The following is a 21,221-nucleotide window of genomic DNA, read 5'->3' on the forward strand; positions in this document are numbered from 1 at the left end:
GTTACTCTTCCCGGTCGATGTACGGATCGGCAAAGCCCAATGATGCCAGAATGTCGCGCTCTTTATCTTCCATCAGGCGGGCATCGTCTTCGCCGGTTTCGTGGTCGTAGCCTTGCAGATGCAGCATGCCATGCACGATCAGGTGGGCGTAATGCGCTTCCAGCGTCTTTTCCTGTTCGGCGGCTTCACGGGCGACGACCGGAGCGCAAATGACGAGGTCGCCGCAGACGATCGGAGTGATGTCGTAGGGGAAGGAGAGTACGTTGGTCGCGTAATCCTTGTCACGATAGTCACGGTTGAGCGACTGGCCTTCCTCGGCGTCGACAAAGCGGATGGTGATCTGGCCGCCACGCATGCCGTCGATGTTCAGTGCGGTTCGCGCCCAGCTCCGGATCTGATGGCGCAAGGGGAGGCCGTCGGTGGCGCAGGCATATTGCACGCTGAGATTAAGACGCCGCGAGGTCATAAGGCTCATTCCTTTTTGCTTTCCTTTTCTTCGAGGGCGGCGGCGTGGGCCTCATAAGCTGAAACGATGCGTGCCACCAGCGGATGGCGGACGACGTCTTCCTTCTGGAATTCGGTGAAGGCGATGCCGCGTACTTCCCGAAGGATTTTGCGCGCTTCGATGAGGCCGCTCTTCTGGCCGCGTTGCAGGTCGATCTGGGTGACGTCGCCGGTGACGACGGCCTTGGCACCGATGCCGATGCGGGTGAGGAACATCTTCATCTGCTCCGGCGTCGTGTTCTGCGCCTCGTCGAGGATGATGAAGGCGTGGTTCAGCGTCCGGCCGCGCATGTAGGCGAGCGGAGCGATTTCGATGGCGCCGCGCTCGAACAGCTTGCTGACCTTGTCGAAGCCCATCAGGTCATAGAGCGCGTCGTAGAGCGGGCGCAGATACGGATCGACTTTCTGCGCGAGGTCGCCGGGCAGGAAACCGAGGCGCTCGCCCGCTTCGACAGCGGGACGGGTCAGCACGATGCGCTGCACCAGTTCGCGCTCGAAGGCATCGACGGCCGAGGCCACGGCGAGATACGTCTTGCCGGTGCCGGCCGGGCCGATGCCGAAGGTGATGTCGTGTTCCTGGATGTGCTTGAGGTATTCGACCTGGCGCGGCGTGCGGCCGTGCAGTTCGCTCTTGCGCGTCATCAGCGACGGCGTGTTGCCGCCGACCGGGGCATCCTTGCGCGCCGGCCGGTTGATCAGCTCGATCAGGCCGAGCTGGATTTCGTCGACGGTGAGCGTGTTTTTCGCCTTGGCGTAGAACATTTGCAGCGCTTCGGAGGCGCGTGCCGTCTGGTCCTTGTCGCCGCGCAGGGTGAAATGCTCGCCGCGGCGGGCGATGGAAACGTCAAAGGCCGTTTCGATCTGGCGCAGGTTCTCGTCGAGCGCACCGCACAAATTGGCCAACTGGCTGTTATTGACGGGCGAGAGCAACAGCTCGATGGCTCTCGGCTTGGCGGGGGCTTTGGCGCTCATGATTCCCTAGTAAGAATTTCGCCGCGCAAGGAGTGCGGCAGCGCGGCCGTGATGCGCACGTCGATGAATGTATGGACGAGGCGCGGATTGCCTTCGAAGTTGACGATGCGGTTGTTGTCGGTGCGGCCGGCCAGTTCCTTGTCATCTTTCTTGGACTGCCCCTCGACCAGCACGCGCTGGACGGTGCCGACCATCGATTGCGAAACGGCTTGCGCCAGCTCTTCGATGCGGGCTTGCAGGCGCATCAGGCGTTCGGTCAACACTTCACGCGGCGTGTCGTCGGTGAGTTCGGCGGCCGGCGTGCCGGGGCGGGCGCTGTAGAGGAAGGAGAACGAGGCGTCGAAACCGATGTCGTCGATCAGCTTCATCGTCTTTTCGAAATCCTCGGCCGTCTCGCCGGGGAAGCCGACGATGAAGTCCGACGACAGCGAGAGGTCGGGCCGAACGGCGCGCAGCTTGCGCACGAGGCTCTTGTATTCAAGCACCGTATAGCCGCGTTTCATCGCTGCCAGCACGCGGTCAGAACCGGACTGCACCGGCAGGTGCAGGTGCGAGACGAGCTTCGGCATCTTCGCGTAGACGTCGATCAGCCGCTGCGTCAGCTCGCGCGGGTGCGAAGTGGTGTAGCGGATGCGCTCGATGCCGGGGATTTCGGCGATGTACTCGATGAGCAGGGCGAGGTCGGCTTTTTCGTCCGAATCGCCCATGGCGCCGCGATAGGCATTGACGTTCTGGCCGAGCAACGTGATTTCGCCGACGCCCTGCGCGGCCAGGCCGGCCACTTCGGTCAGTACGTCCTCGAATGGGCGGGAAACTTCCTGTCCGCGCGTGTAGGGCACGATGCAGTAGGTGCAGAACTTGCTGCAGCCTTCCATGATCGAGACGAAGGCTGCTGCGCCTTCCACCTTGGCCGGCGGCAGGTTGTCGAACTTCTCGATTTCCGGGAAGGAGACGTCGACCTGCGATTTGCCTTGGCGGCGCTTTTCGGCGATCAGTTGCGGCAGGCGGTGCAGGGTCTGCGGGCCAAAGACGACATCGACGTACGGCGCGCGCTTGACGATCGCCTCGCCCTCCTGACTGGCGACGCAGCCGCCGACGCCGATGATCAGGTCGGGCTTTTCCTTTTTCAGCAGGCGCACCCGGCCGAGATCGTGAAAGACGCGTTCCTGCGCCTTTTCGCGCACCGAGCAGGTGTTGAAGAGGATGATGTCAGCGTCTTCAGGTGAGTCGGTCTTGATGATTTCTTCAGAAGCAGCGAGCACGTCGGCCATCTTGTCCGAGTCGTACTCGTTCATCTGGCACCCGAAAGTGCGGATGAACAGTTTTTTTGCCATTGTTGCGGATTCAGTTCGTTGAAAGTGGTGAAGTTCAGGCCGGTGTCAGCAGCCAGACGCGGTTTACGTTCCCAAATGAGTCGACAAGGTAGACCACGTCCGACGAATTCTTGATTGTCATCGGCAAGACGATCAGGTTTTGCTGATTGCGGAATTGAGCCGCAGGCGACAGCACAAGGGATTTACCATTGATAGAGACATACCCATCTCCTTTCGGCGGCAACATGACGCCTTGCTTGGCCTCGGGAGGCAAGGAACGGTTGGTGACGTAAGACTGATATTTCGTCGTGTCGACACTCCCGCCTTGTACCGCCGTTTCGATGACAGCGCTAATAATCGAGGCGACGAGGGAGGTTGGGATTGGCATGAAACGATTATAGACAAGCTTTCAAATTTTGTGTGATCAAATGCTTGACCTGAGCTGGTAGGGATATTTATAATTATGGGCTCTTTGGTGATGTAGCTCAGTTGGTTAGAGCGGCGGATTCATAACCCGCAGGTCGGCAGTTCAATTCTGCCCATCACCACCAGTATTCAAGCGGCCTCCAGCGATGGAGGCCGCTTTCGTTTACGCTCTGGGGTAGCCGTCGATTTTCTTTTTATACTCAGAAAAATGTGTCGATGAAGAAAATCGTTCTCGCCGTTCTGTTCATGACATTCCCCATGTGTGCCATGCTCAAGGCCGATTCAAGTGCTCGATCTTCTCGGCAAGATCCTCCGTTGCGTGGAAAACAAAGGCGTTCCCGTGTTTTGTCTTGCAAAGCAAACCCAGTTGCTCAAGATTGAGAAGGTCTGCGCGCGCTGTTTGGTAAACAACGTTATGCACTACTTGATGTTTGGCAACCCGGTAGATTTCGCCGGGGTGTTTCAGCGCATGGGTCAGTAATGCTACTTGTCGGTGATTCAGCTTGGAGCGGAGTTGTCCTGCCTTGATCAGCAAACGTTCGGCATCGCGCTGTTCTTGCGTCTTTCGAGCTAGATAGTCATGTAACTCTGCAATTGCGCGGCGGATGATGCTGAGTTGGTGAAGAACGAAATAGGTCGTATCGTTTTGGTCGGTTTCAGTATGGAGGAAAGCCTGCACGTACTGGGCGGGTGCTTTTCGCAAAAATTGCGAGATCGACAGGAATTCCATCAGCCAATAGCCGCTACGGGCCATCGACCAGTAGAACAGCGCTCGAGCCGTTCGTCCGTTCCCGTCGGCAAACGGGTGGTCGTATCCCATCATGAAGTGCAGCAAAATTGCCCTGACAACGGGATGAACAAAGGGCGTTGAGTCCGTGTCAGCGTTTGCAAAGGCGCACAGGCGTTCAAGTCGCTCTGGTAGTTCGGTGTGGTGTGGCGGCTGGTGCAGCAGTGTCCCATCCCGGTTGTCTACGACGTTGACGTCGTTCGTTTCGCGCAATCTCCCTGCGTCGTTGGGGTCGTCGAGCGTGTCGAGTGTCAGGGTGCGATGAAGCTCAAGAATGCTGTCCGGTGTGATTTTCTCCGACTTCAGGTTGCGAATCTGCTCCATCGCCCGATAGTTGTTGAAAATCATGGTTTCGCTGCGGTCGCGCGGCCTTCTCCTTTCGTGGAGCATCGCCTCGGCAACTTTTCGTGTAGTTGATGCGCCCTCTAGTTGGCTGGAGGTGATGGCTTCTTCGATCAATGAGTGAAGAAGAAATCGCTCCTTGTTTTCGTGGATCGGGGCTGATTCGGGTGTTCGTATTTGTCCTGCTGCATCACGGTCGATATGGTGCAAATGAATCAACAGAGGTTCGGGCTTGGCAAGGCGGAACGGCGCGCCCTCCTTGTCGGTGAATGGGAGCTCTTGAAGCATCGAGTTGCGCGCTAACCAGACAGACAACCACCATTGCTCGTGTGAAATTCCCCGTGGGGGCGTTCTGTGCCGCAGTTCGTCCCAGTGAAGATATTTTCCTGTGGGCAACGGTGAAGCGTTTTGCAGCAACGCCAGTAAGTCGTCGGACGTAATCCCTTCCAGTAACTTCTGGGCGGGAGGAGGGAGCATCGGTAATTTCATGTTTACTAATTTCGGCTTTGATTAGTAAATGTTAGTAGGCATTGCCCTTCTTTGCTACTAAAAGCTGTGACTTTTAGTAGCAATTAGTGGTGCCTATATCGAACGCTACAACCGGACGGTCCGCTACGACTGGCTCAGCCACTACCTGTTCGAGTCGATTGAGGAGGTGCAGAACTATGCGACCGACTGGATGTGGACCTACAATCACGAGCGCCCCAACATGGCGCTCGGCGGCATTACCCCGAAACAGAAGTCAGTTCTTTTAACCAACTCTACTTCTGACCGCTGCTAAAAATGGGGGGATTACCCAGTCAATCAAAACCTCTTGTTCTCAGATATAGCCGGATGCGTTTTTTTCTTATAGCCGTTTTTGTTTGCCTTGCCTGCAGCGGCTGCGCGGTGGTGACCGTTGCTGACGCGGCGGTGTCGGTAGTAGCGACCGGCGTCAAGGTCGGGGCTACGGTTGTTGGCACGACTGTCGATGTGGCGGCGGCAGGTGTCCGGGCGGTTGCCGGTTCTGACGAAGGCGAGGAATAGAAAGCCCGCCGCAAGGGCGGGCTAACCTGCTGATGGTCGATTCGATTCGATTTGAGTCGTGCGGCGGTTCTAGGTGATTCTGCCGGTAACTTGTGCCGATGGCTCAAGTTTCAGACTAAACCGGCGTTTTCCTCGACTCCCAGGTGTACGTTCATCGCTTGCACGGCGGCGCCCGAAGCTCCCTTGCCAAGGTTGTCGAGCCGGCTGACGATGAGCATGCGCTCTTCGTTGCCGAAGACGAAGAGATCGACGCGATTGGTGTCGTTGTTGGCTTCGACGTTGAAGAAGCCGCCGTCGGTGTTGGCCTCAAGATCGAAGGGAGCGACGCGAATGAATTCTTCACCGGCATAGTAGTCGGCAAGAATTTTCTGTACGTCGGCCGGCGTCGCTTGGCGGGTGAATTGTTGCGGGTGCAGGTAGGCGGTTACGGCCAGTCCCTTGTAGAAGGGACCGACGATGGGCTGGAAAATCGGGGCGGTGGTCAGCCCGGTGTACGCGCACATTTCCGGCAGATGCTTGTGGGTGAGATTGAGCGCGTAAGGGCGCGGTGCGTCGATGCGCTGCGGGCTTTGGTAGTGTTCGATCATCTTCTTGCCGCCGCCGGAGTAGCCGGTAATGGAGTTGGCGGCGATTTGCGTATCAGCCGGCAGCAGTCCGGCGGCGACGAGCGGCTTGAGACCGAGGATGAACGCGCTGGCGTGGCAGCCGGGGTTGGCGATGCGCTTGCTGGCGCGGATTTTCGCGCGCTGTTCCTTGGCCAGTTCGGGCAGGCCGAACGTCCAGTCGGGATTGACGCGATGAGCGGTCGAGGCATCGATGATGCACGTCTTCGGGTTGTCGACCAGCGACACCGACTCCTTTGCGGCGTCGTCGGGCAGGCAGAGGAACGTGATATCGGAGGCGTTGATCAGGCGTTTGCGTTCGGCAAGATCCTTGCGCTTGTCGGCGTCGATCTTCAGCACCTCGATGTCGGCGCGCTTGGCCAGATATTCGTTGATTTGCAAACCGGTGGTGCCTTCTTGGCCGTCCACGAAAACTTTGTACGTCATGCGAGCCCCTTGGTCGAGTAAGGTTGGTCAGGGGGCGAATTATTGCACAGGAAGAAAGAGGCTCCGGTGTTCGGGGCGAATGGAAAGTTGCCTCATTGCCGCACCGCCGTCAGGGCGCGCGCGTTATCGGGCGAGCGTCGGCCTCCTGTGCCGTGCTGGGCCGCAGCCGGAAAATTCCCGGCCGGCGGGGATCGGCGACGAGAATGTCCTTTCCGGTCACCGCCACGGCGCCGCCGAGCCCCTGCGCGATCTGCGTCATGCGTCCTTCGTCGATCTGATAGACCGCATCCTCGGTCGCGCCGAACAGTTCGGCGGTGTCGGCGTTAACCGCCAGCGAGATCAGCGGGGCGTGCCCGGCCAGCGGAAAGATCAGGCCGGGGGCTTGGCCGGGGCGCAGGGCGAACACGCCTTCGGCCGTCACGAAGATCACCGTTTCGCCGACATGCGTGAGCGCCGTGACCGGCTCGGGAACCGTCGCGAGCACGGCCACCTGTTCGCCGTCGAAGCGAAAAATTCGCGAAGGCGAGCGCGTTCCATAGAGGTAAAGGGTGTCGCCTGGACCGCCGGCGACGCGCATTTCCGGCTCCGGTGTCGCGATCGCCGGCAGGAACATGCCGCTGGAAACAAGCCCGAGTTTGCCGCCAGCGAGGACAGCCAGGGTTCCGGCATCGCTGCGGGCAAAGGAGGCGACTTCAAGTGGTGTGGCGAAAGCGCCGCTCGCCGCGCCGACGCGCCAGACGTTGCCTTTGGCGAGCAGCCAGAGCTGGCCGGGCGCAGCGATCAGTTCAGTGCGCGCTGGCCAGGGAATGGGAGCGGTCAACGGCTCCGGAATCTTCTCGACGGCGAGGCCGGGCAAAATATGCATCGGCTCCCCGGCGTGGGCAGCAACGGCCAGCGCGAGAAGGATTGCGGTCAGCAGCTTTCTCATTGCGCCTCCTTCCACAGGGCGAGCATTTTGTTGGCGAGCTGGGTGGCGTCGACGGCGGCCGAGGCATAGTTGGCGGCGCTTTCGCCGAACACCGTGCTCGTGCCGAGGGCGCGGTTGAGGAAGGGCACGGCGGCCTCCTCGGGCGAAGTGATTTCCGGCGGGTCTTCGGTATTGGCCGAGCCGAGCCAGCCGGCGACGGCGATCGCATCCTTCATGTCGGTGGTTGCCAGTTCATGTACGTCGCGCATCAGGGTAATGCCCTTGCCGAGTGTGCCGCCCTTTTCTTCGAGCAGGCGGGCGACGAACACCCAGATGAGTTCCTTGGCCGCCTCGCGCGAAAACTTCTTGAGCCGCTCGCTGAGCACGTAGCGTCCGACCAGTCCGGGCGGGTCGGACTCGCGCGTCATCAATCCGGCGATCAGCGCCGCATCGGGGGTGAGTCCGGCCGTTCCCTGTTTGCGCAGGAGTTGTACGACGGCGTTGCGGTCAAGGGTATGCGTCGTGCTCTTCGTCTTGGCGAGGGCTGGGAGCTTGGCGCCTTCGTCGGCCGGCCAAGTGCAGCGCTTGTTCTGACAGAGCGGGCGCGGGATCGATGGGGCCGCCGTTTTGGCCAGCGGCAACGGCTGCCAGCGCACGGCGAAGCGCGTGTCTGCCGCCGTATCCCACCCCTGCGAGGCAGCGCTGCGCAGTTTTTCCGCTTCGCCGTCGAGCGGGCCGCTGATCGAACTGCCGGGCGCGTCCGGCGCGTCGAGCGAACGCAGCGCCGTGAGGCCGAGCTCGGTCGTGCCCTGCGTACCCGGCGTGGCCGTGAACGAACGCGATAGAGGGAGAGACTTGAGCGAGCCCAGCAGATGTTCGTGCCGTATCCGCTCTTCCTCGGCGCGGCGCTTCGCCTCCTCCTCAGCCAGCCGGCGTTGCTCCTCCTGTTGGCGCAGAACTTCCGGGTCCGGCGCTTGTACGGGCGGCGCAAAGAGGACGCTTTCCAGCAGCGAGCCGAAGACGGCCGTGCCGACGGCCATCGACGGTTTGTAGCCATAGGTGGACGATTTCACGGTCTGAGTACGCGGAGTGATGGCCTGTCGCGCGCCACCGCAATTCGCCACGCATTCCGGCGTCGGCATGGGGATCGAGGATGGCCGATAGTTGGGGCCAGCCCATTGCGTTGCTTGATCGAGCGCCCCCGAAAATGCGGAAGCCGCTGGGCAAGCCAGCAACGCGCCGACGAGAAGGTGGCTGAGGGGGCTGAAGCGCCTCACGCCCCGACTCCCGTGGCGCGATTCCGGCGGCGCCGGGCCAAGAGAAGCGTGGCCGACAGCAGCGCCAGTGCGAGCACGCCCAGCGGATATTCGATAGTCAGCACGAGGGGCGCGAGCAGGAGGCGTGTGAGTGCGCGCATTTCATCGTTGCCGCGGATGGCGTCGGCGATCGGTGGCGAATAACGATAGTAGCGCTCGACGAACCAGCGGCCGGCCGCGTTGGGCAGCAAGTGGCGATCGCGGAAGGCGCGCAGCGAATCGACGTGCGGATCAAGACCGGAACCGTACGCCGCCGTGGCGATGAAGCAATCCGAGTTGCCGGCAGCCGTCGCCGACAGACCGCGCGCGTGGATGGCGGTCGCCTCGGCATGTCGCCGCTGCTGCGCCCGTTCGCGCCGGATTTCCCATTGGTAGATCAAATCCTTGGCCGTGCGCGCTTCCTTGGCATCGGGGGCGAGCAGCAAAAAGCGATTCATTTCTTCGATAGCGACATCGAAATCACCCGGAGCGGCGGTGGGTTGGGCGATGAGGATGGCGCGGTCGTAATGCAGCTGCGCGTACCACGGGGCAATTTCAATCGCTTTCCAATAGGTGTCGATAGCTCCGGCATAGTCCTTCTCCTCGGCAAGCACTTGCGCCTTGACCAGCAGACGGCGGACGTCTTCGCCGATCTCTGGGCGCTGAGGCAGCCCGCGCATGACGGTTGCCAACCCTTGGATGGCCTGGGTGCGTTCCTTGGTGTCCCGCGCGTTGCGGTAAGCCTGGGCAAAACTGTCGAACGCCTGCCGGCGGTTGCCTTCGAGCAGCGCTTTCTGGGCCTCGGCAAGAACGGTGGCGGAGCGCTGGGCGCGTTCGCCAGCCAACTGGGTATCGAGCCGCTGAGTGAGTGCGAGCGCGGCGCCATTCACCTCGTAAAGCAGGATGGACTTGGCGCCGCCGATCTCCGCGGCCGCATCCGCGCCAGTGGGTTCTCGCCAGGCCTTTTCGTTGAGTCCGAGCCGGCGCACGGTGTCATCGATGACGGCGCGGCTGCGTGCGCTGTCGCCGGCTGCCAGAGCCGGAATCACTTCGTTGACGATAGCCGCCCAGAATTGTTTTTGTACGCGCAGATAATCGGTGCCCATCATCGCGCCGTCCGCCGCGATGGCCTTGGCGAAGTCATCCTTGGCGGCCGCATAGTCGCCGCCGGCCAAGTAGGCGTAACCACGGCCGGCAAAGGCTGTACCGCTGCGCATGCCGCTCGCCATTCCCTGGCTGACGGCGTCGATTGCCTGTTGGTAATCGGCAAAAGCGCCGTCGCGTTCGCCGCGCTGCAGCTTGATGAAAGCACGCAGGCCGTAGCCGCCGTCCGGATTCAGCATCGAACTCTGCGGCTTGATCGCCCACTCGGCGTCTTCCAGTGCTGCATCGAACTTTCGTTGCGCGACACGGGCATAGCCACGACTGATGTGCGCGGTGTCGGTGAGAATCGTGCCGATGATGAATTCATCGATGCCTTCGGCGAGGATACGGTCGTATTCCCGCTCGGCCTCGGCATGCCGCCCGGTGGCCATCAGTTGATCGGCGCGTTTGATGTCGGTGACGCCCGCCGCATGCGCGACGGATGACAGGAGTAACGAGCAAACGATCAGGCTGACTATGCCAACCAGCCTGGACAGACAAGAAGGGATGCTTTTCCCGAGCCCTGACATCGACTTACCTCCCGAACGCAGTGTGCTTATGCGCTGTGTAGTTTGAACCGGGCCGGGATTATGCCGCAATCGGCGCGATATCCGGTGTTGTTTCCGGGGCGCGCGATGGTGGTTTATGGCGCGTGAAATTTCGGGTATCCGCGCTTGCGCGCTGGATACCCGAACGAGAGTCTGTTATTTCTTCTTCGCCGGAGGCAGGTCGGTACATGTGCCTTCGTAGGCTTCGGCGGCCAGCCCGATCGATTCGCCGAGCGTCGGGTGTGGGTGGATGGTGTGGCCGATGTCGGCGCCGTCGCAGCCCATTTCGATGGCTAGGCAGATTTCGCCGATGAGGTCGCCGGCGTGCGTGCCGACGATGCCGCCGCCGATGAGGCGATGCGTTTGCTCATCGAAAATCAGCTTGGTGAAACCTTCGTCGCGGCCGTTGGCGATGGCGCGGCCGGACGCCGCCCACGGGAACACGCCCTTGCCGTAGGCGATACCCTCGGCTTTGCACTGTTCTTCCGTCTTGCCGGCCCAAGCGATTTCCGGGTCGGTGTAGGCGACCGATGGAATCTGCAGCGGATCGAACTCGCGCTTGCTGCCGTTGGCGACTTCGGCGGCCACGTGCGCCTCATGCACCGCCTTGTGCGCCAGCATCGGCTGGCCGATGATGTCGCCGATGGCGAAGATGTGCGGCACGTTGGTCCGGCGCTGGCCATCGACCTCGATGAAGCCGCGGTCGGTGACGGCGACGCCAGCCTTTTCGGCATCGATTTTCTTGCCGTTCGGCGTGCGGCCGACGGCAACCAGCACCAGATCGAAGCTGTCCTGTTCGCCGGTGCTGTAAGTGACTTCGATGCCTTCCGGCTTGGCGACGGCGGCGGTGACGCCGGTCTTGAGCAGGATCTTCTCGAAGCGGTGGGCGTTCATCTTCTCCCACACCTTGACCAGATCGCGGTCGGCGCCGGGCATCAGGCCGGGCAGCATCTCGACGACGGTGATTTTCGAGCCGAGCGTCGAATAGACGGTGGCCATTTCCAGCCCGATGATGCCGCCGCCGATGACCAGCATGCGCTTGGGAATCTGCGGCAGTTCGAGGGCGCCGGTCGAGTCGATGACGCGCGGATCGTCCGGCATGAAGGGTAGGCGGACGGCTTGCGAACCGGCGGCGATAATCGCCTGTTTGAAGGCGATGACCGTCTTCTTGCCATCGTTGGCCGTGGCTTCGAGCCGGTGCGCGTCGAGGAAGCGGCCGTAGCCCTGCACGACTTCAACCTTGCGCCCCTTGGCCATGCGGCCGAGGCCGCTGGTCAGCTGGCCGACGACCTTCTTCTTGTGCTCGCGCAGCTTGTCGAGGTCGACGGTCGGCGCGGCAAAGCTGACGCCGGCATCGGCGAGGTGCTTCGCTTCGTCGATCACGGCGGCGACGTGCAACAGCGCTTTCGACGGGATGCAGCCGACGTTGAGGCAGACGCCGCCAAGCGTGTCGTAGCGTTCGACCGATACCGTTTTCATGCCCAGATCGGCGCTGCGGAAGGCGGCCGAGTAGCCGCCCGGGCCGCCGCCGAGGACGAGCATGTCGCACTCGATGTCAGTGGCGATGCCGGCATCAGGTGCGGCCGCCGAAACCGGTGCGGCAACTGCCGCCGCTGCCGGGGTGGGAGCCGCGGTCGCGGCGACAGGCGCTGGCGCGCTGGCAGCAGCCGTTTCGGCAATCTCGATCAGCGCGATCAGGCTGTCTTCGGAAACCTTGTCGCCGACCTTGACCTTGAATTCCTTGATCACGCCGCCGACCGGGCTCGGCACGTCGATGGTTGCTTTGTCCGATTCGAGCGTGATCAGGGCGTCTTCCGGATTGACGGTGCTGCCGACGGCAACGCAGATGCCAATGATCGGCACGTCCTTGAAGTCGCCAATGTCGGGGACTTTTACTTCGATGATTTGGCTCATGGTGTCCTTCTTCTTATACGAGGGCGCGGCGCATGTCGGCGAGCAGCTGCGCGACATGGACGTTGAAGCGCGTCGCCAGCGCCCCGTCGATGACGCGGTGGTCGGCTGACAGCGAGAGCGGCAGTATAAGGCGCAGCACGAATTCCTGGCCGTTCCACACCGGTTTCATCACCGATTTGCTGACGCCGAGAATGGCGACTTCCGGCGCATTGACGATCGGCGAGAAGTAGGTGCCACCGATGCCGCCGACGCTGGAAATGGTGAAGCAGGCGCCGGTCATGTCGGCCGGGCCGAGCTTGCCGTCGCGGGCCTTCTTCGCCAGTTCGCCGCATTCGACGGCAATCTGGCTGACCGATTTCTGGTCGACGTTTTTGACGACCGGCACGACCAGCCCGTTCGGCGTGTCGGCGGCGAAGGCGATGTGAAAATATTTCTTGAGAACGAGATTGTCGCCATCGAGCGAACTGTTGAACTCGGGGAATTTCTTGAGCGCCAGTTCGCAGGCCTTGATGATGAAGGCGAGCATCGTTACCTTGCTGCCGGTTTTCTCGCTGCTCTTTTCATTTTCCTTGTTCAGCGCGACGCGGAAGGCTTCCAGTTCGGTGATGTCGGCGTCTTCGTGATAGGTCACGGCCGGGACCATCACCCAGTTGCGAGCGAGGTTCTGGCCGGAAATCTTCTTGATGCGCGACAGCGGCTGCACGTCGACTGGGCCGAATTTCTCGAAATCGACTTTCGGCCAGGGCAGCAGGTCGAGCCCGCCGCCGAGCGAGGCGCCACCTGCCGCGCCGGCAACGGCCCCCGACATCACACCCTTGACGAACTGGGTGACGTCTTCCTTGACGATGCGGCCTTTCGGCCCCGTTGCCGGCACGCGGCTCAGATCGACGCCAAGCTCGCGGGCGAACAGGCGGACGGACGGGCTGGCGTGTGTGTTGCCCAGGGTTGCGGCGGGCGGAGCGACCGGCGCCGGGATGGGTTGCGGCGCGGCTTTCGGGGCAATCGTTACGGCCACGCTGGCCGCTGCGGGAGCGACCGGCGCCGCCGGTGCCGCTTTTTCGACCTCTGCCGGTGCGGCCGACGCCGTGGCGACGGCTTCGATGATGGCGATGACGGTGCCTTCCGACACCCGGTCGCCGAGGCCGACGCGGATTTCCTTGACGACGCCGGCGGCCGGCGACGGCACGTCCATCGTTGCCTTGTCCGATTCGAGGGTGATCAGCGAATCCTCGGCCGCGACCGTGTCGCCGACCTTGACGCAGATTTCGATGACCGGCACGGCGCTGAAGTCGCCAATGTCCGGAACCTTGACTTCAATTGACTGGTTCATGGAGGGCTCCCTTAGACCGATTGTGGATTGGGTTTGTTGACATCGATGCGGTATTTGACGATCGCTTCGGCGACCTTGCCGCGTTCGATGCTGCCCTCGTCGGCCAGCGCTTTTAGCGCGGCCAGCGTGACCCAGTGGCGGTCGACTTCAAAGAAATGGCGCAGCGATTCGCGCGTGTCCGAACGGCCGTAGCCATCGGTGCCGAGCGTCACATAGCGACGGTTGATGAACGGTCGGATCTGGTCGGCGTAGAGACGCACGTAATCGCTGGCGGCAATGACCGGGCCGGTCGTGTCGTTGAGGCAGCTTTCGACGTGCGACAGGCGCGGCGTTTCGAGCGGGTTGAGCATGTTCCAGCGCTGCGCGTCCTGACCGTCGCGGGCCAGCTCGTTGAAGCTCGGGCAGCCCCAGATGTCGGCGTCGATACCCCAGTCGTTCTTGAGCAAGTCGGCGGCGGCGATGACTTCGCGGAAGATGGTGCCGGAGCCGAGCAACTGCACGCGTGGCCCCTTGGACTCGGCGCCTTTGCGGAAGGCGTACAGCCCCTTGATGATGTCCTGTTCGGCGCCTTGCGGCATTTCAGGATGCTCGTAGTTTTCGTTCATCACCGTCAGGTAGTAATAAACGTCTTCCTGCTCCTGGAACATGCGGCGCATGCCGTCCTGCATGATGACGGCGATCTCGAAGGCGAAGGTCGGGTCGTAGCTGACGCAGTTCGGGATCAGGCCGGAGAGGACCAGCGAGTGGCCGTCTTCGTGCTGCAGGCCTTCGCCGTTCAGCGTCGTGCGGCCGGCGGTGCCGCCGATCAGGAAGCCGCGGGCGCGCTGGTCGCCGGCGGCCCAGCACAGGTCCATGGTGCGCTGGAAGCCGAACATCGAGTAGCAGATGTAGAACGGAATCATCTGCACGCCATGCACCGAGTAGGAGGTGGCGGCGGCGATCCAGTCGCTCATCGCGCCGGCTTCGTTGATGCCTTCCTGCAGCACCTGACCGGTCTTCGATTCTTTGTAGAACATCAGCTGATCGTGGTCTTCCGGCACGTACTTCTGGCCCTGCTGGTTCCAGATGCCGATCTGGCGGAACAGGCCTTCCATGCCGAAGGTGCGCGATTCGTCGGGGACGATCGGCACGACGTGGCGGCCGATCGCCTTGTCCTTGAGCATGATGTTCAGCGCGCGCACGATCGACATCGTCGTCGATACTTCGCGGCCGGTACCCGAAGCGCGCAGCAGCGGCTCGAAGGCGCTCAGTTGCGGAATGGCCAGCGGCGGTGCAGTGCGGCGGCGCGACGGCAGATAGCCGCCGAGCGCTTCGCGGCGTTCGCGCATGTAGGTCAGTTCGGGCGAGCCTTCCTCGAACTTGAGGTAGGGAATTTCGTCCAGCTTGTCGTCCGGCACCGGCAGGTTGAAGCGGTCGCGGAAGTGCTTGATCGAGTCGTGGTCGAGCTTCTTCTGCTGGTGCGAAATGTTCATCGCCTCGCCCGATTCGCCCATGCCGTAGCCCTTGATCGTCTTGGCGAGGATCAGCGTCGGCTGGCCCTGGTGCTCGACGGCGGCCTTGAAAGCGCTGAAAATCTTGAAGATGTCGTGGCCGCCGCGATTCAGTTGCCAGATGTCGGCGTCGGTCCAGTCGGCGACCAGCGCCTTGAGTTCCGGCGTGTTGAAGAAATTCTCGCGGACATAGGCGCCGTTCTTGGCCTTGAAGGTCTGATATTCGCCGTCGACGCATTCCATCATGCGCTTCTTGAGGATGCCCTTCTTGTCGCGCTCGAACAGCGCATCCCAATGGCGGCCCCAGAGCAGCTTGATGACGTTCCAGCCGGCGCCGCGGAAGGTGCCTTCGAGTTCCTGGATGATCTTGCCGTTGCCGCGCACCGGGCCATCGAGGCGCTGCAGGTTGCAGTTGATGACGAAGATCAGGTTGTCGAGTTTCTCGCGTGCCGCCATGCCGATGGCGCCGAGCGATTCGACCTCGTCGGTCTCGCCGTCGCCGAGGAAGGCCCAGACCTTGCGGTCGGAGGCTTCGAGCAGGCCACGGCTTTCCATGTAGCGCATGAAGCGGGCCTGGTAAATCGCCTGCAGCGGGCCGAGGCCCATCGAGACGGTCGGGAATTGCCAGAAGTCCGGCATCAGCCACGGGTGCGGATAGGACGACAGGCCCTTGCCGTCGACTTCCTGGCGGAAATTGTCCATCTGCTCGTCGGTCAGCCGGCCGAGCAGGTGGGCGCGGGCATACACGCCCGGGATCGAGTGCCCCTGGAAGAAAATCAGATCGCCGCCGTGCTTCTCGCTGGCGGCGCGCCAGAACCAGTTGAAGCCGGCGTCGTAAAGCGCGGCTTGCGAGGCGAACGAGGCGATGTGGCCGCCGACGTTGGTGTGCTTGTTGGCGCGTACGACCATCGCCATCGCATTCCAGCGGATGAAGTGGCGGATGCGGATTTCGAGCGTCGTATTGCCCGGATAATTGGCCTGGCTGGTTACCGGCAGGGTGTTGATGTATTCGGTGGTGGCGTTGTAAGGGGTGTCGATCCCTTCTTCGCGCGCCTGATTGATCATCGCTTCAATCAGGAAGTGGGCGCGCTCGGCGCCTTCGTGTTCGATGACGCCATGCAGGGCGTCTTGCCATTCGCGGGTTTCCTGCGGGTCAATGTCGCTGGTGGCGACGTTTTGGTTTTCTTCTGGTTGTGCCATGAATTTCTCCTGGTTGAGAGATAGCGCGGTTGCTACGGATGCTGCAAATCGCTCGTTGCATTCTAGACGAAGGCGTCGGGCTTGCCGGGGCGATGGTCTGGCCGCCCTGGCAGTAAAGGGTTCTGTGACTGGCCGGGTATCGAATGGTTCAATACAGGCCGCAGACAACCGCGTTTTCGGGCGTCATGGCGCGTGGTCGGGCGCTCAGAACCAGCTTTCGACCTTCGTTTTCGACGGCACGCCACCCGCGTGGACGACCGTGCCGTCGATGACCACACCCGGCGTCGACATCACGCCGTAGCTCATGATCGCCGGCAGATCCTCGACCTTTTCCAACCTGATTTCCACGCCTTTCTCCTTGGCGACTTGTTCGACGATCGCCAGCGTGTTCTTGCAGTTGGCACAGCCCGTGCCGAGAATTTTTACTTCTTTCATGCGCTTCTCCTTAAAAAATCAGAAACGACCGCTTTTACATCGCGGCGTTGAAAACATAACCGACGAGCAGGATGCCCGTCGCCACGACACCGGCGAAGGTGGCGATCAGCCTCGGCTTGAGCGCCTTCCGGAGAATGATCATTTCCGGCGCCGAGAGCGCGATCACCGCCATCATGAAGGCGAGCACGGTGCCGAGCGCCGCGCCCTTGCCGATCAGCGCCTCGACGATCGGGATGATGCCGGCGGCGTTGGTGTACATCGGCACGCCGAGCACGACGGCGGCCGGCACCGCCCACCACACGTCTTTGCCCATGAATGAGGCCATGAAATCCTCCGGCACGTAGCCGTGGATGCCGGCGCCGAGTGCGATGCCGAGCAGGACGTACGGCCACACCTTGCCGACGATCTGCTTGACGTGGCTCCAACCGGCCTCGAAGCGCTCGACCCAGCCGAGGTCGAGACCGACCGTCGGATCGACCTGGCCGGCGTGGATCTTCTGCACCCAGTCCTCCAGGTGGCGCTCCATCTTCAGTTCACCGATCACGAAGCCGGCAACGATCGCCACCAGCAGCCCCATGCCCAGATAAAGCGCCGCCACTTCCCAGCCGAACAGACCGAACAGCAGCACCAGCGCGACTTCATTGACCATCGGCGCGGCGATCAGGAAGGAGAATGTCACGCCGAGCGGCACGCCGGCCGAGAGAAAACCGATGAACAGCGGCACCGCCGAACACGAGCAGAACGGCGTGACGATGCCCAGCGTCGCCGCCAGCACGTTGCCGACGCCGAGGCGCTTGCCCGAGAGCAGCGCGCGCGTGCGCTCCGGTGCGAAAAAGGTCTGCACGATGCCCATGACAAAGACGATGCCGGCGAGCAGCAGCAACACCTTGGGCGTGTCGTAGACGAAGAAATGCACCGCCTCGCCAAAGTGCGTTTGGCGCGTCAGTCCGAGCGCGGCGATGACGGCATCGGCAAACGCGGTCAGATGCCAATAGGCGGCAAGCCAGAGCACCGCCGCGCCGGCGATCAGCGTCAGCCATTGACGGAGAGTGATCGTGCGTTCAAGTGTGTTCGCGCTCATACCAACCCTTGCTCGCATTGACGACCTTGACCACCCCCAGCATCACCGGCACCTCGATCAGTACGCCGACCACGGTCGCCAGCGCCGCGCCGGACTCAAAGCCGAACAGACTGATCGCCGCCGCCACCGCCAGTTCGAAGAAATTCGACGCGCCTATCAGCGCCGACGGGCAGGCCACCGAATGCTTCTCGCCGACCTTCCGGTTCAGCCAGTAAGCCAGCGACGAGTTGAAGAACACCTGGATCAGGATCGGCACGGCGAGCAGCGCGATGACCAGCGGCTGCTCGATGATCGCCTTGCCCTGGAAGGCGAAGAGCAGTACCAGCGTGGCCAGCAGCGCGGTGATCGACCACGGGCCGATCTTCTCCATCGCCGCGTCGAACGCCGCCTGCCCGCCCTTGAGCAACTGCTTGCGCCACAGCTGGGCGAGGATCAGCGGGATTACGATGTACAGCACCACCGAGGTGAACAGCGTGGCCCACGGCACGGTGATCGCCGAGATGCCGAGCAGGAAGGCCACCAGCGGCGCGAAGGCGAAGATCATGATGGTGTCGTTCAACGCCACCTGCGACAGCGTGAACAGCGGATCGCCGTTGGTCAGCCGGCTCCACACGAAGACCATCGCCGTGCACGGCGCGGCGGCGAGCAGGATCAGCCCGGCGATATAGCTGTCGAGCTGGTCGGCCGGCAGGTAGGGCGCGAAGAGCTGGCGAATGAACAGCCAGCCGAGGAAAGCCATCGAAAACGGCTTGACCAGCCAGTTGATGAACAGCGTCACGCCGATGCCGCGCACGTGCTGGCGCACCTCGTGCAGCGCGCCAAAATCGACCTTGACCAGCATCGGAATGATCATTACCCAGATCAACAGCCCGACCGGCAAGTTGACCTGCGCGTACTCCATGCGACCGATCGCTTGAAAGACACCCGGCAAAGTCTGGCCGAGCAAAACGCCGGCGACGATACACAGGAAAACCCACACCGTCAGGTAGCGCTCAAACACGCTCAGCGGCTCGCCAGCGGCAACTTTGGCCGTTACTTCGCACTGCGCGCTCATTGCTCGCCCTCTGCGGCGGCTTCATGGATCAAGCGCGCAGCCGTCGCCACGTCCTTAGCTGACATCGTCTCCAGATCGAGCGCGAGGAACGCCTTGATGCGCTTCTCCAATGCCTGATAGGCGACTTCAAACGCCTCGCGCCGCGCTTCCATCGGTTCCACGTGCGCCGGATCGGCGATGCCCCAGTGCGCCGTCGTCGGATGTCCCGGCCAGACCGGACACGTCTCGCCGGCCGCGCTGGCGCAGACGGTGAAGATGTAATCGATGCGTGTGGTGCCGAGCGCACCGGGCGCGACGAACTCGTCCCACGACTTGCTGCGCACCTCCGCCGGCAGCGGCACGCCGTGCTTGTCCAACGTCTCCAGCGCCACAGGATTGACTTTGCCCGACGGCTGGCTGCCGGCGGAAAAGGCGCGCACGCGGCCTTGGCCGAAATGGTTGAACAGTGCCTCGCCGAGAATCGAGCGGGCGGAATTGCCGGTGCATAGCACGAGCACGGTGATCGGTTTCGATTCGGTCATTCAGTTTTCTCCTTGGGAGCGCAGCGCGCCGGTTGGCCTTGGCAGCAGTTTTCGGTCAGGAAGGCGATCAGCGCGTTGACCGCCGGCATCGCCGCCCGGTAACGCACGAAACGCCCTTCCTGCGTGGCGACGACCAGCCCGGCCTGTGCCAGCGTTTTCAGATGAAACGACAGCGTCGGCGCGGGCAGGTCGAGCTGTTCGCAGATTACCCCCGGCGTCAGCCCCTCCGGGCCGTTCTGGATCAGCAGGCGAAGAACGGAAAGCCGGCTCTCCTGAGCCAGCGCGGCAAAAGCGGTTACGGCGTCTTTGTTTTCCATGCTTCCAATATTATGGAAATGTTGTGCGCCGGGTCAAGTGCGGCGCATTGGACTCGGGGCGAGCAGTTTTTGGGTCGATTGCCGAAATTCTGAACAAACAAAGTAGGTTTTTGTCTTCTACAAGCGAGGCGTCATCGTGTTCGCATAGTCGAAATGCCTGCCGAAATCGCCGGCGGCGAACTAAAGTGAGATGGTCAACGGGGTTGATTTGTCGAATGGCTGGAGGCTGGCATGGAAACACGCATCGTCCCGAATCAGCGTATCGCCGTCGTCGGCGCCGGTATTTCCGGGTTGGCCGCCGCCTGGTTGCTGGCGTCCCGGCATGAGGTGACGCTATTTGAAGCCGGCGCGTATCTGGGCGGGCACACCCATACCGTCGATGTCTCGCTGGACGGCGTGACCCATCCGGTCGATACCGGATTTCTGGTATTCAACGAGCGCACCTATCCCAACCTGATTGCCTTGTTCGAGCACCTCGGGGTGGCGAGCGAGGAAACCGAGATGAGCTTCTCGGTCAGTCTGGAAAATCCCGCTTTGGAGTGGGCCGGAAGCAACTTGGCGACCATTTTTGGTCAGAAGCGCAATCTCGTGCGCGGGCCATTCTGGGCCATGCTTTTCGACATCCTGCGCTTCAACCGGGAAAGCATGGCCTGGCTGCGCGCGCATCCGGATGACGAGCGCCACTTGGGGGCGTTTCTGGCCGAGGGCCACTATTCGGACGCCTTTGCCAACTGGTATCTGCTGCCGATGGCGGCGGCGATCTGGTCCTGCCCGATTGGGCAGATGCGCGACATGCCTCTCGCCACCTTCATCCGCTTCTGCCACAACCACGGCCTGCTGCAGGTGTTCGACCGCCCGCTTTGGCGCACCGTGCAGGGGGGCGGGCGGGAATATGTGAAAAGGCTTGCGGCCGGCATCAATGATGTGCGTCAGGCCTGTCCGGTGCTTGCCGTGTCGCGTGACGCCGACGGGCTGTGCGTGAGACACGCCGGCGGGGGCGAACACTTCGATCAAGTCGTCATGGCCTGTCACAGCGATCAGGCGCTTGCCATCCTTGGCGAAACGGCGAGCGCTGCTCAGCGCGAGGTGCTGGCGGCGATTCGCTATCAGCCGAACCGCGCCGTGCTGCATTCCGATCCGGCCCTGCTGCCGCGCGACCGCAAGTTATGGTCGGCCTGGAACTACTTTGCCGGGGTGGGGGCGGAGGCCGCTGGAAATAAACAGTCCGTCGGCGTTTCCTACCTGATCAACAAGCTGCAGCCGCTGCCTTTCCAGACGCCGGTGGTGGTGACGCTCAATCCGGCGCGCGAACCGGCGCCGGCCCGGGTGATCGCCGAATTCGACTACGCTCACCCGGTTTTCGATGGCCCGGCCATTGCCGCCCAGCAACGGTTGGCCGCGGTGCAGGGAGTGGGCGGTCTCTGGCTGGCCGGTGCCTGGGGGAGCTACGGCTTCCACGAAGACGGTCTGAAATCGGCGCTGCGCGTTGCCAACGGCCTCGGCGTCGAGGCGCCCTGGCAACGCGGCGAGGCTGAACTCAATCCCGAGGCAGAAACCGTCTGACGTC

Annotated in this window: 19 protein-coding genes, 1 tRNA gene and 1 pseudogene; 4 read left to right on the forward strand and 17 right to left on the reverse strand. The window is 62.3% G+C overall.

The genetic code is table 11. The features are described 5' to 3' along the window. Window position 1 precedes the first annotated feature (1 nt). The 4 genes from ybeY to GH659_RS12640 are packed head-to-tail and all read right to left on the reverse strand — an operon-like array spanning window position 2 to window position 3,177. Complete coding sequence (gene ybeY, locus GH659_RS12625; RefSeq protein WP_211364240.1) at window positions 2–475, reverse strand: rRNA maturation RNase YbeY; 474 nt, start codon at window positions 473–475, stop codon at window positions 2–4. Next, on the reverse strand, window positions 472–1,476 hold the full coding sequence (locus GH659_RS12630) for a PhoH family protein (RefSeq protein WP_153111792.1): 1,005 nt from the start codon (window positions 1,474–1,476) through the stop codon (window positions 472–474). Before GH659_RS12630 ends, ybeY begins: the two co-directional genes overlap by 4 nt. Further along, window positions 1,473–2,810 carry a tRNA (N6-isopentenyl adenosine(37)-C2)-methylthiotransferase MiaB gene (miaB, locus tag GH659_RS12635; protein WP_153111793.1) on the reverse strand — a complete coding sequence of 446 codons (1,338 nt, stop codon included), beginning with the start codon at window positions 2,808–2,810 and terminating at the stop codon, window positions 1,473–1,475. The genes GH659_RS12630 and miaB overlap by 4 nt, the downstream gene beginning before the upstream one ends. Before the next feature lie 34 nt (window positions 2,811–2,844). Continuing rightward, a complete protein-coding gene (locus tag GH659_RS12640) occupies window positions 2,845–3,177 on the reverse strand; it encodes a hypothetical protein (protein ID WP_153111794.1) in 333 nt (110 codons plus the stop codon). Window positions 3,178–3,263: 86 nt separating this feature from the next. Between GH659_RS12640 and GH659_RS12645 the strand changes: the two genes are divergently transcribed. Continuing rightward, a tRNA-Met gene (locus GH659_RS12645) sits at window positions 3,264–3,340 on the forward strand. Window positions 3,341–3,486: 146 nt separating this feature from the next. Here GH659_RS12645 and GH659_RS12650 read toward each other — a convergent pair. Next, on the reverse strand, window positions 3,487–4,833 hold the full coding sequence (locus GH659_RS12650) for a Fic family protein (protein WP_153111795.1): 1,347 nt from the start codon (window positions 4,831–4,833) through the stop codon (window positions 3,487–3,489). Window positions 4,834–4,924: 91 nt separating this feature from the next. Between GH659_RS12650 and GH659_RS12655 the strand changes: the two are divergent. Beyond that, window positions 4,925–5,125 (forward strand): annotated as a pseudogene (locus GH659_RS12655) (integrase core domain-containing protein); the annotation flags it as partial. Window positions 5,126–5,235: 110 nt separating this feature from the next. After that, window positions 5,236–5,370: a hypothetical protein gene (locus tag GH659_RS15110; protein WP_281349756.1), complete on the forward strand. Its 135-nt coding sequence runs from the start codon at window positions 5,236–5,238 to the stop codon at window positions 5,368–5,370. Window positions 5,371–5,480: 110 nt separating this feature from the next. Here the strand turns inward: GH659_RS15110 and argC are convergent, their stop codons facing one another. The 12 genes from argC to GH659_RS12720 all read right to left on the reverse strand — a co-directional run bounded on the left by argC (window position 5,481) and on the right by GH659_RS12720 (window position 19,654). After that, window positions 5,481–6,419 (reverse strand): N-acetyl-gamma-glutamyl-phosphate reductase, encoded by a 939-nt coding sequence (argC, locus tag GH659_RS12665; protein ID WP_153111797.1) that lies wholly within the window; start codon window positions 6,417–6,419, stop codon window positions 5,481–5,483. A 109-nt stretch (window positions 6,420–6,528) separates the two neighbouring features. Continuing rightward, the gene (locus GH659_RS12670; protein ID WP_153111798.1) at window positions 6,529–7,347 is read right to left on the reverse strand and encodes a hypothetical protein; all 819 of its coding nucleotides are present in this window, start codon (window positions 7,345–7,347) and stop codon (window positions 6,529–6,531) included. Next, a complete protein-coding gene (locus tag GH659_RS12675; protein WP_153111799.1) occupies window positions 7,344–8,603 on the reverse strand; it encodes a hypothetical protein in 1,260 nt (419 codons plus the stop codon). The genes GH659_RS12670 and GH659_RS12675 overlap by 4 nt, the downstream gene beginning before the upstream one ends. Beyond that, window positions 8,600–10,294: a CFI-box-CTERM domain-containing protein gene (locus GH659_RS12680; protein ID WP_153111800.1), complete on the reverse strand. Its 1,695-nt coding sequence runs from the start codon at window positions 10,292–10,294 to the stop codon at window positions 8,600–8,602. Before GH659_RS12680 ends, GH659_RS12675 begins: the two co-directional genes overlap by 4 nt. 174 nt (window positions 10,295–10,468) lie before the next feature. Next, entirely contained in the window at window positions 10,469–12,226 is a 1,758-nt protein-coding gene (lpdA, locus tag GH659_RS12685; protein ID WP_153111801.1) for a dihydrolipoyl dehydrogenase, read from the reverse strand. A 13-nt stretch (window positions 12,227–12,239) separates the two neighbouring features. Beyond that, the gene (gene aceF / locus GH659_RS12690) at window positions 12,240–13,556 is read right to left on the reverse strand and encodes a dihydrolipoyllysine-residue acetyltransferase (RefSeq protein WP_153111802.1); all 1,317 of its coding nucleotides are present in this window, start codon (window positions 13,554–13,556) and stop codon (window positions 12,240–12,242) included. A gap of 11 nt (window positions 13,557–13,567) precedes the next feature. Then, window positions 13,568–16,246, reverse strand: coding sequence for a pyruvate dehydrogenase (acetyl-transferring), homodimeric type (gene aceE, locus GH659_RS12695; protein WP_153111803.1), 2,679 nt, complete (start codon window positions 16,244–16,246; stop codon window positions 13,568–13,570). Window positions 16,247–16,450: 204 nt separating this feature from the next. Further along, window positions 16,451–16,681 carry a thioredoxin family protein gene (locus GH659_RS12700; RefSeq protein WP_153111804.1) on the reverse strand — a complete coding sequence of 77 codons (231 nt, stop codon included), beginning with the start codon at window positions 16,679–16,681 and terminating at the stop codon, window positions 16,451–16,453. A 34-nt stretch (window positions 16,682–16,715) separates the two neighbouring features. After that, window positions 16,716–17,762 (reverse strand): permease, encoded by a 1,047-nt coding sequence (locus GH659_RS12705; protein WP_153111805.1) that lies wholly within the window; start codon window positions 17,760–17,762, stop codon window positions 16,716–16,718. Beyond that, the gene (gene arsB, locus GH659_RS12710; protein ID WP_153111806.1) at window positions 17,743–18,816 is read right to left on the reverse strand and encodes an ACR3 family arsenite efflux transporter; all 1,074 of its coding nucleotides are present in this window, start codon (window positions 18,814–18,816) and stop codon (window positions 17,743–17,745) included. Before arsB ends, GH659_RS12705 begins: the two co-directional genes overlap by 20 nt. Further along, on the reverse strand, window positions 18,813–19,337 hold the full coding sequence (locus GH659_RS12715; RefSeq protein ID WP_153111807.1) for an arsenate reductase ArsC: 525 nt from the start codon (window positions 19,335–19,337) through the stop codon (window positions 18,813–18,815). Before GH659_RS12715 ends, arsB begins: the two co-directional genes overlap by 4 nt. Next, window positions 19,334–19,654 (reverse strand): ArsR/SmtB family transcription factor, encoded by a 321-nt coding sequence (locus GH659_RS12720; protein ID WP_153111808.1) that lies wholly within the window; start codon window positions 19,652–19,654, stop codon window positions 19,334–19,336. Before GH659_RS12720 ends, GH659_RS12715 begins: the two co-directional genes overlap by 4 nt. A gap of 231 nt (window positions 19,655–19,885) precedes the next feature. Between GH659_RS12720 and GH659_RS12725 the strand changes: the two genes are divergently transcribed. Then, entirely contained in the window at window positions 19,886–21,217 is a 1,332-nt protein-coding gene (locus GH659_RS12725) for an NAD(P)/FAD-dependent oxidoreductase (protein ID WP_153111809.1), read from the forward strand. The last annotated feature ends 4 nt before the right edge of the window (window positions 21,218–21,221 follow it).

This window comes from Propionivibrio limicola (assembly GCF_009469695.1).
Taxonomy (GTDB): domain Bacteria; phylum Pseudomonadota; class Gammaproteobacteria; order Burkholderiales; family Rhodocyclaceae; genus Propionivibrio; species Propionivibrio limicola.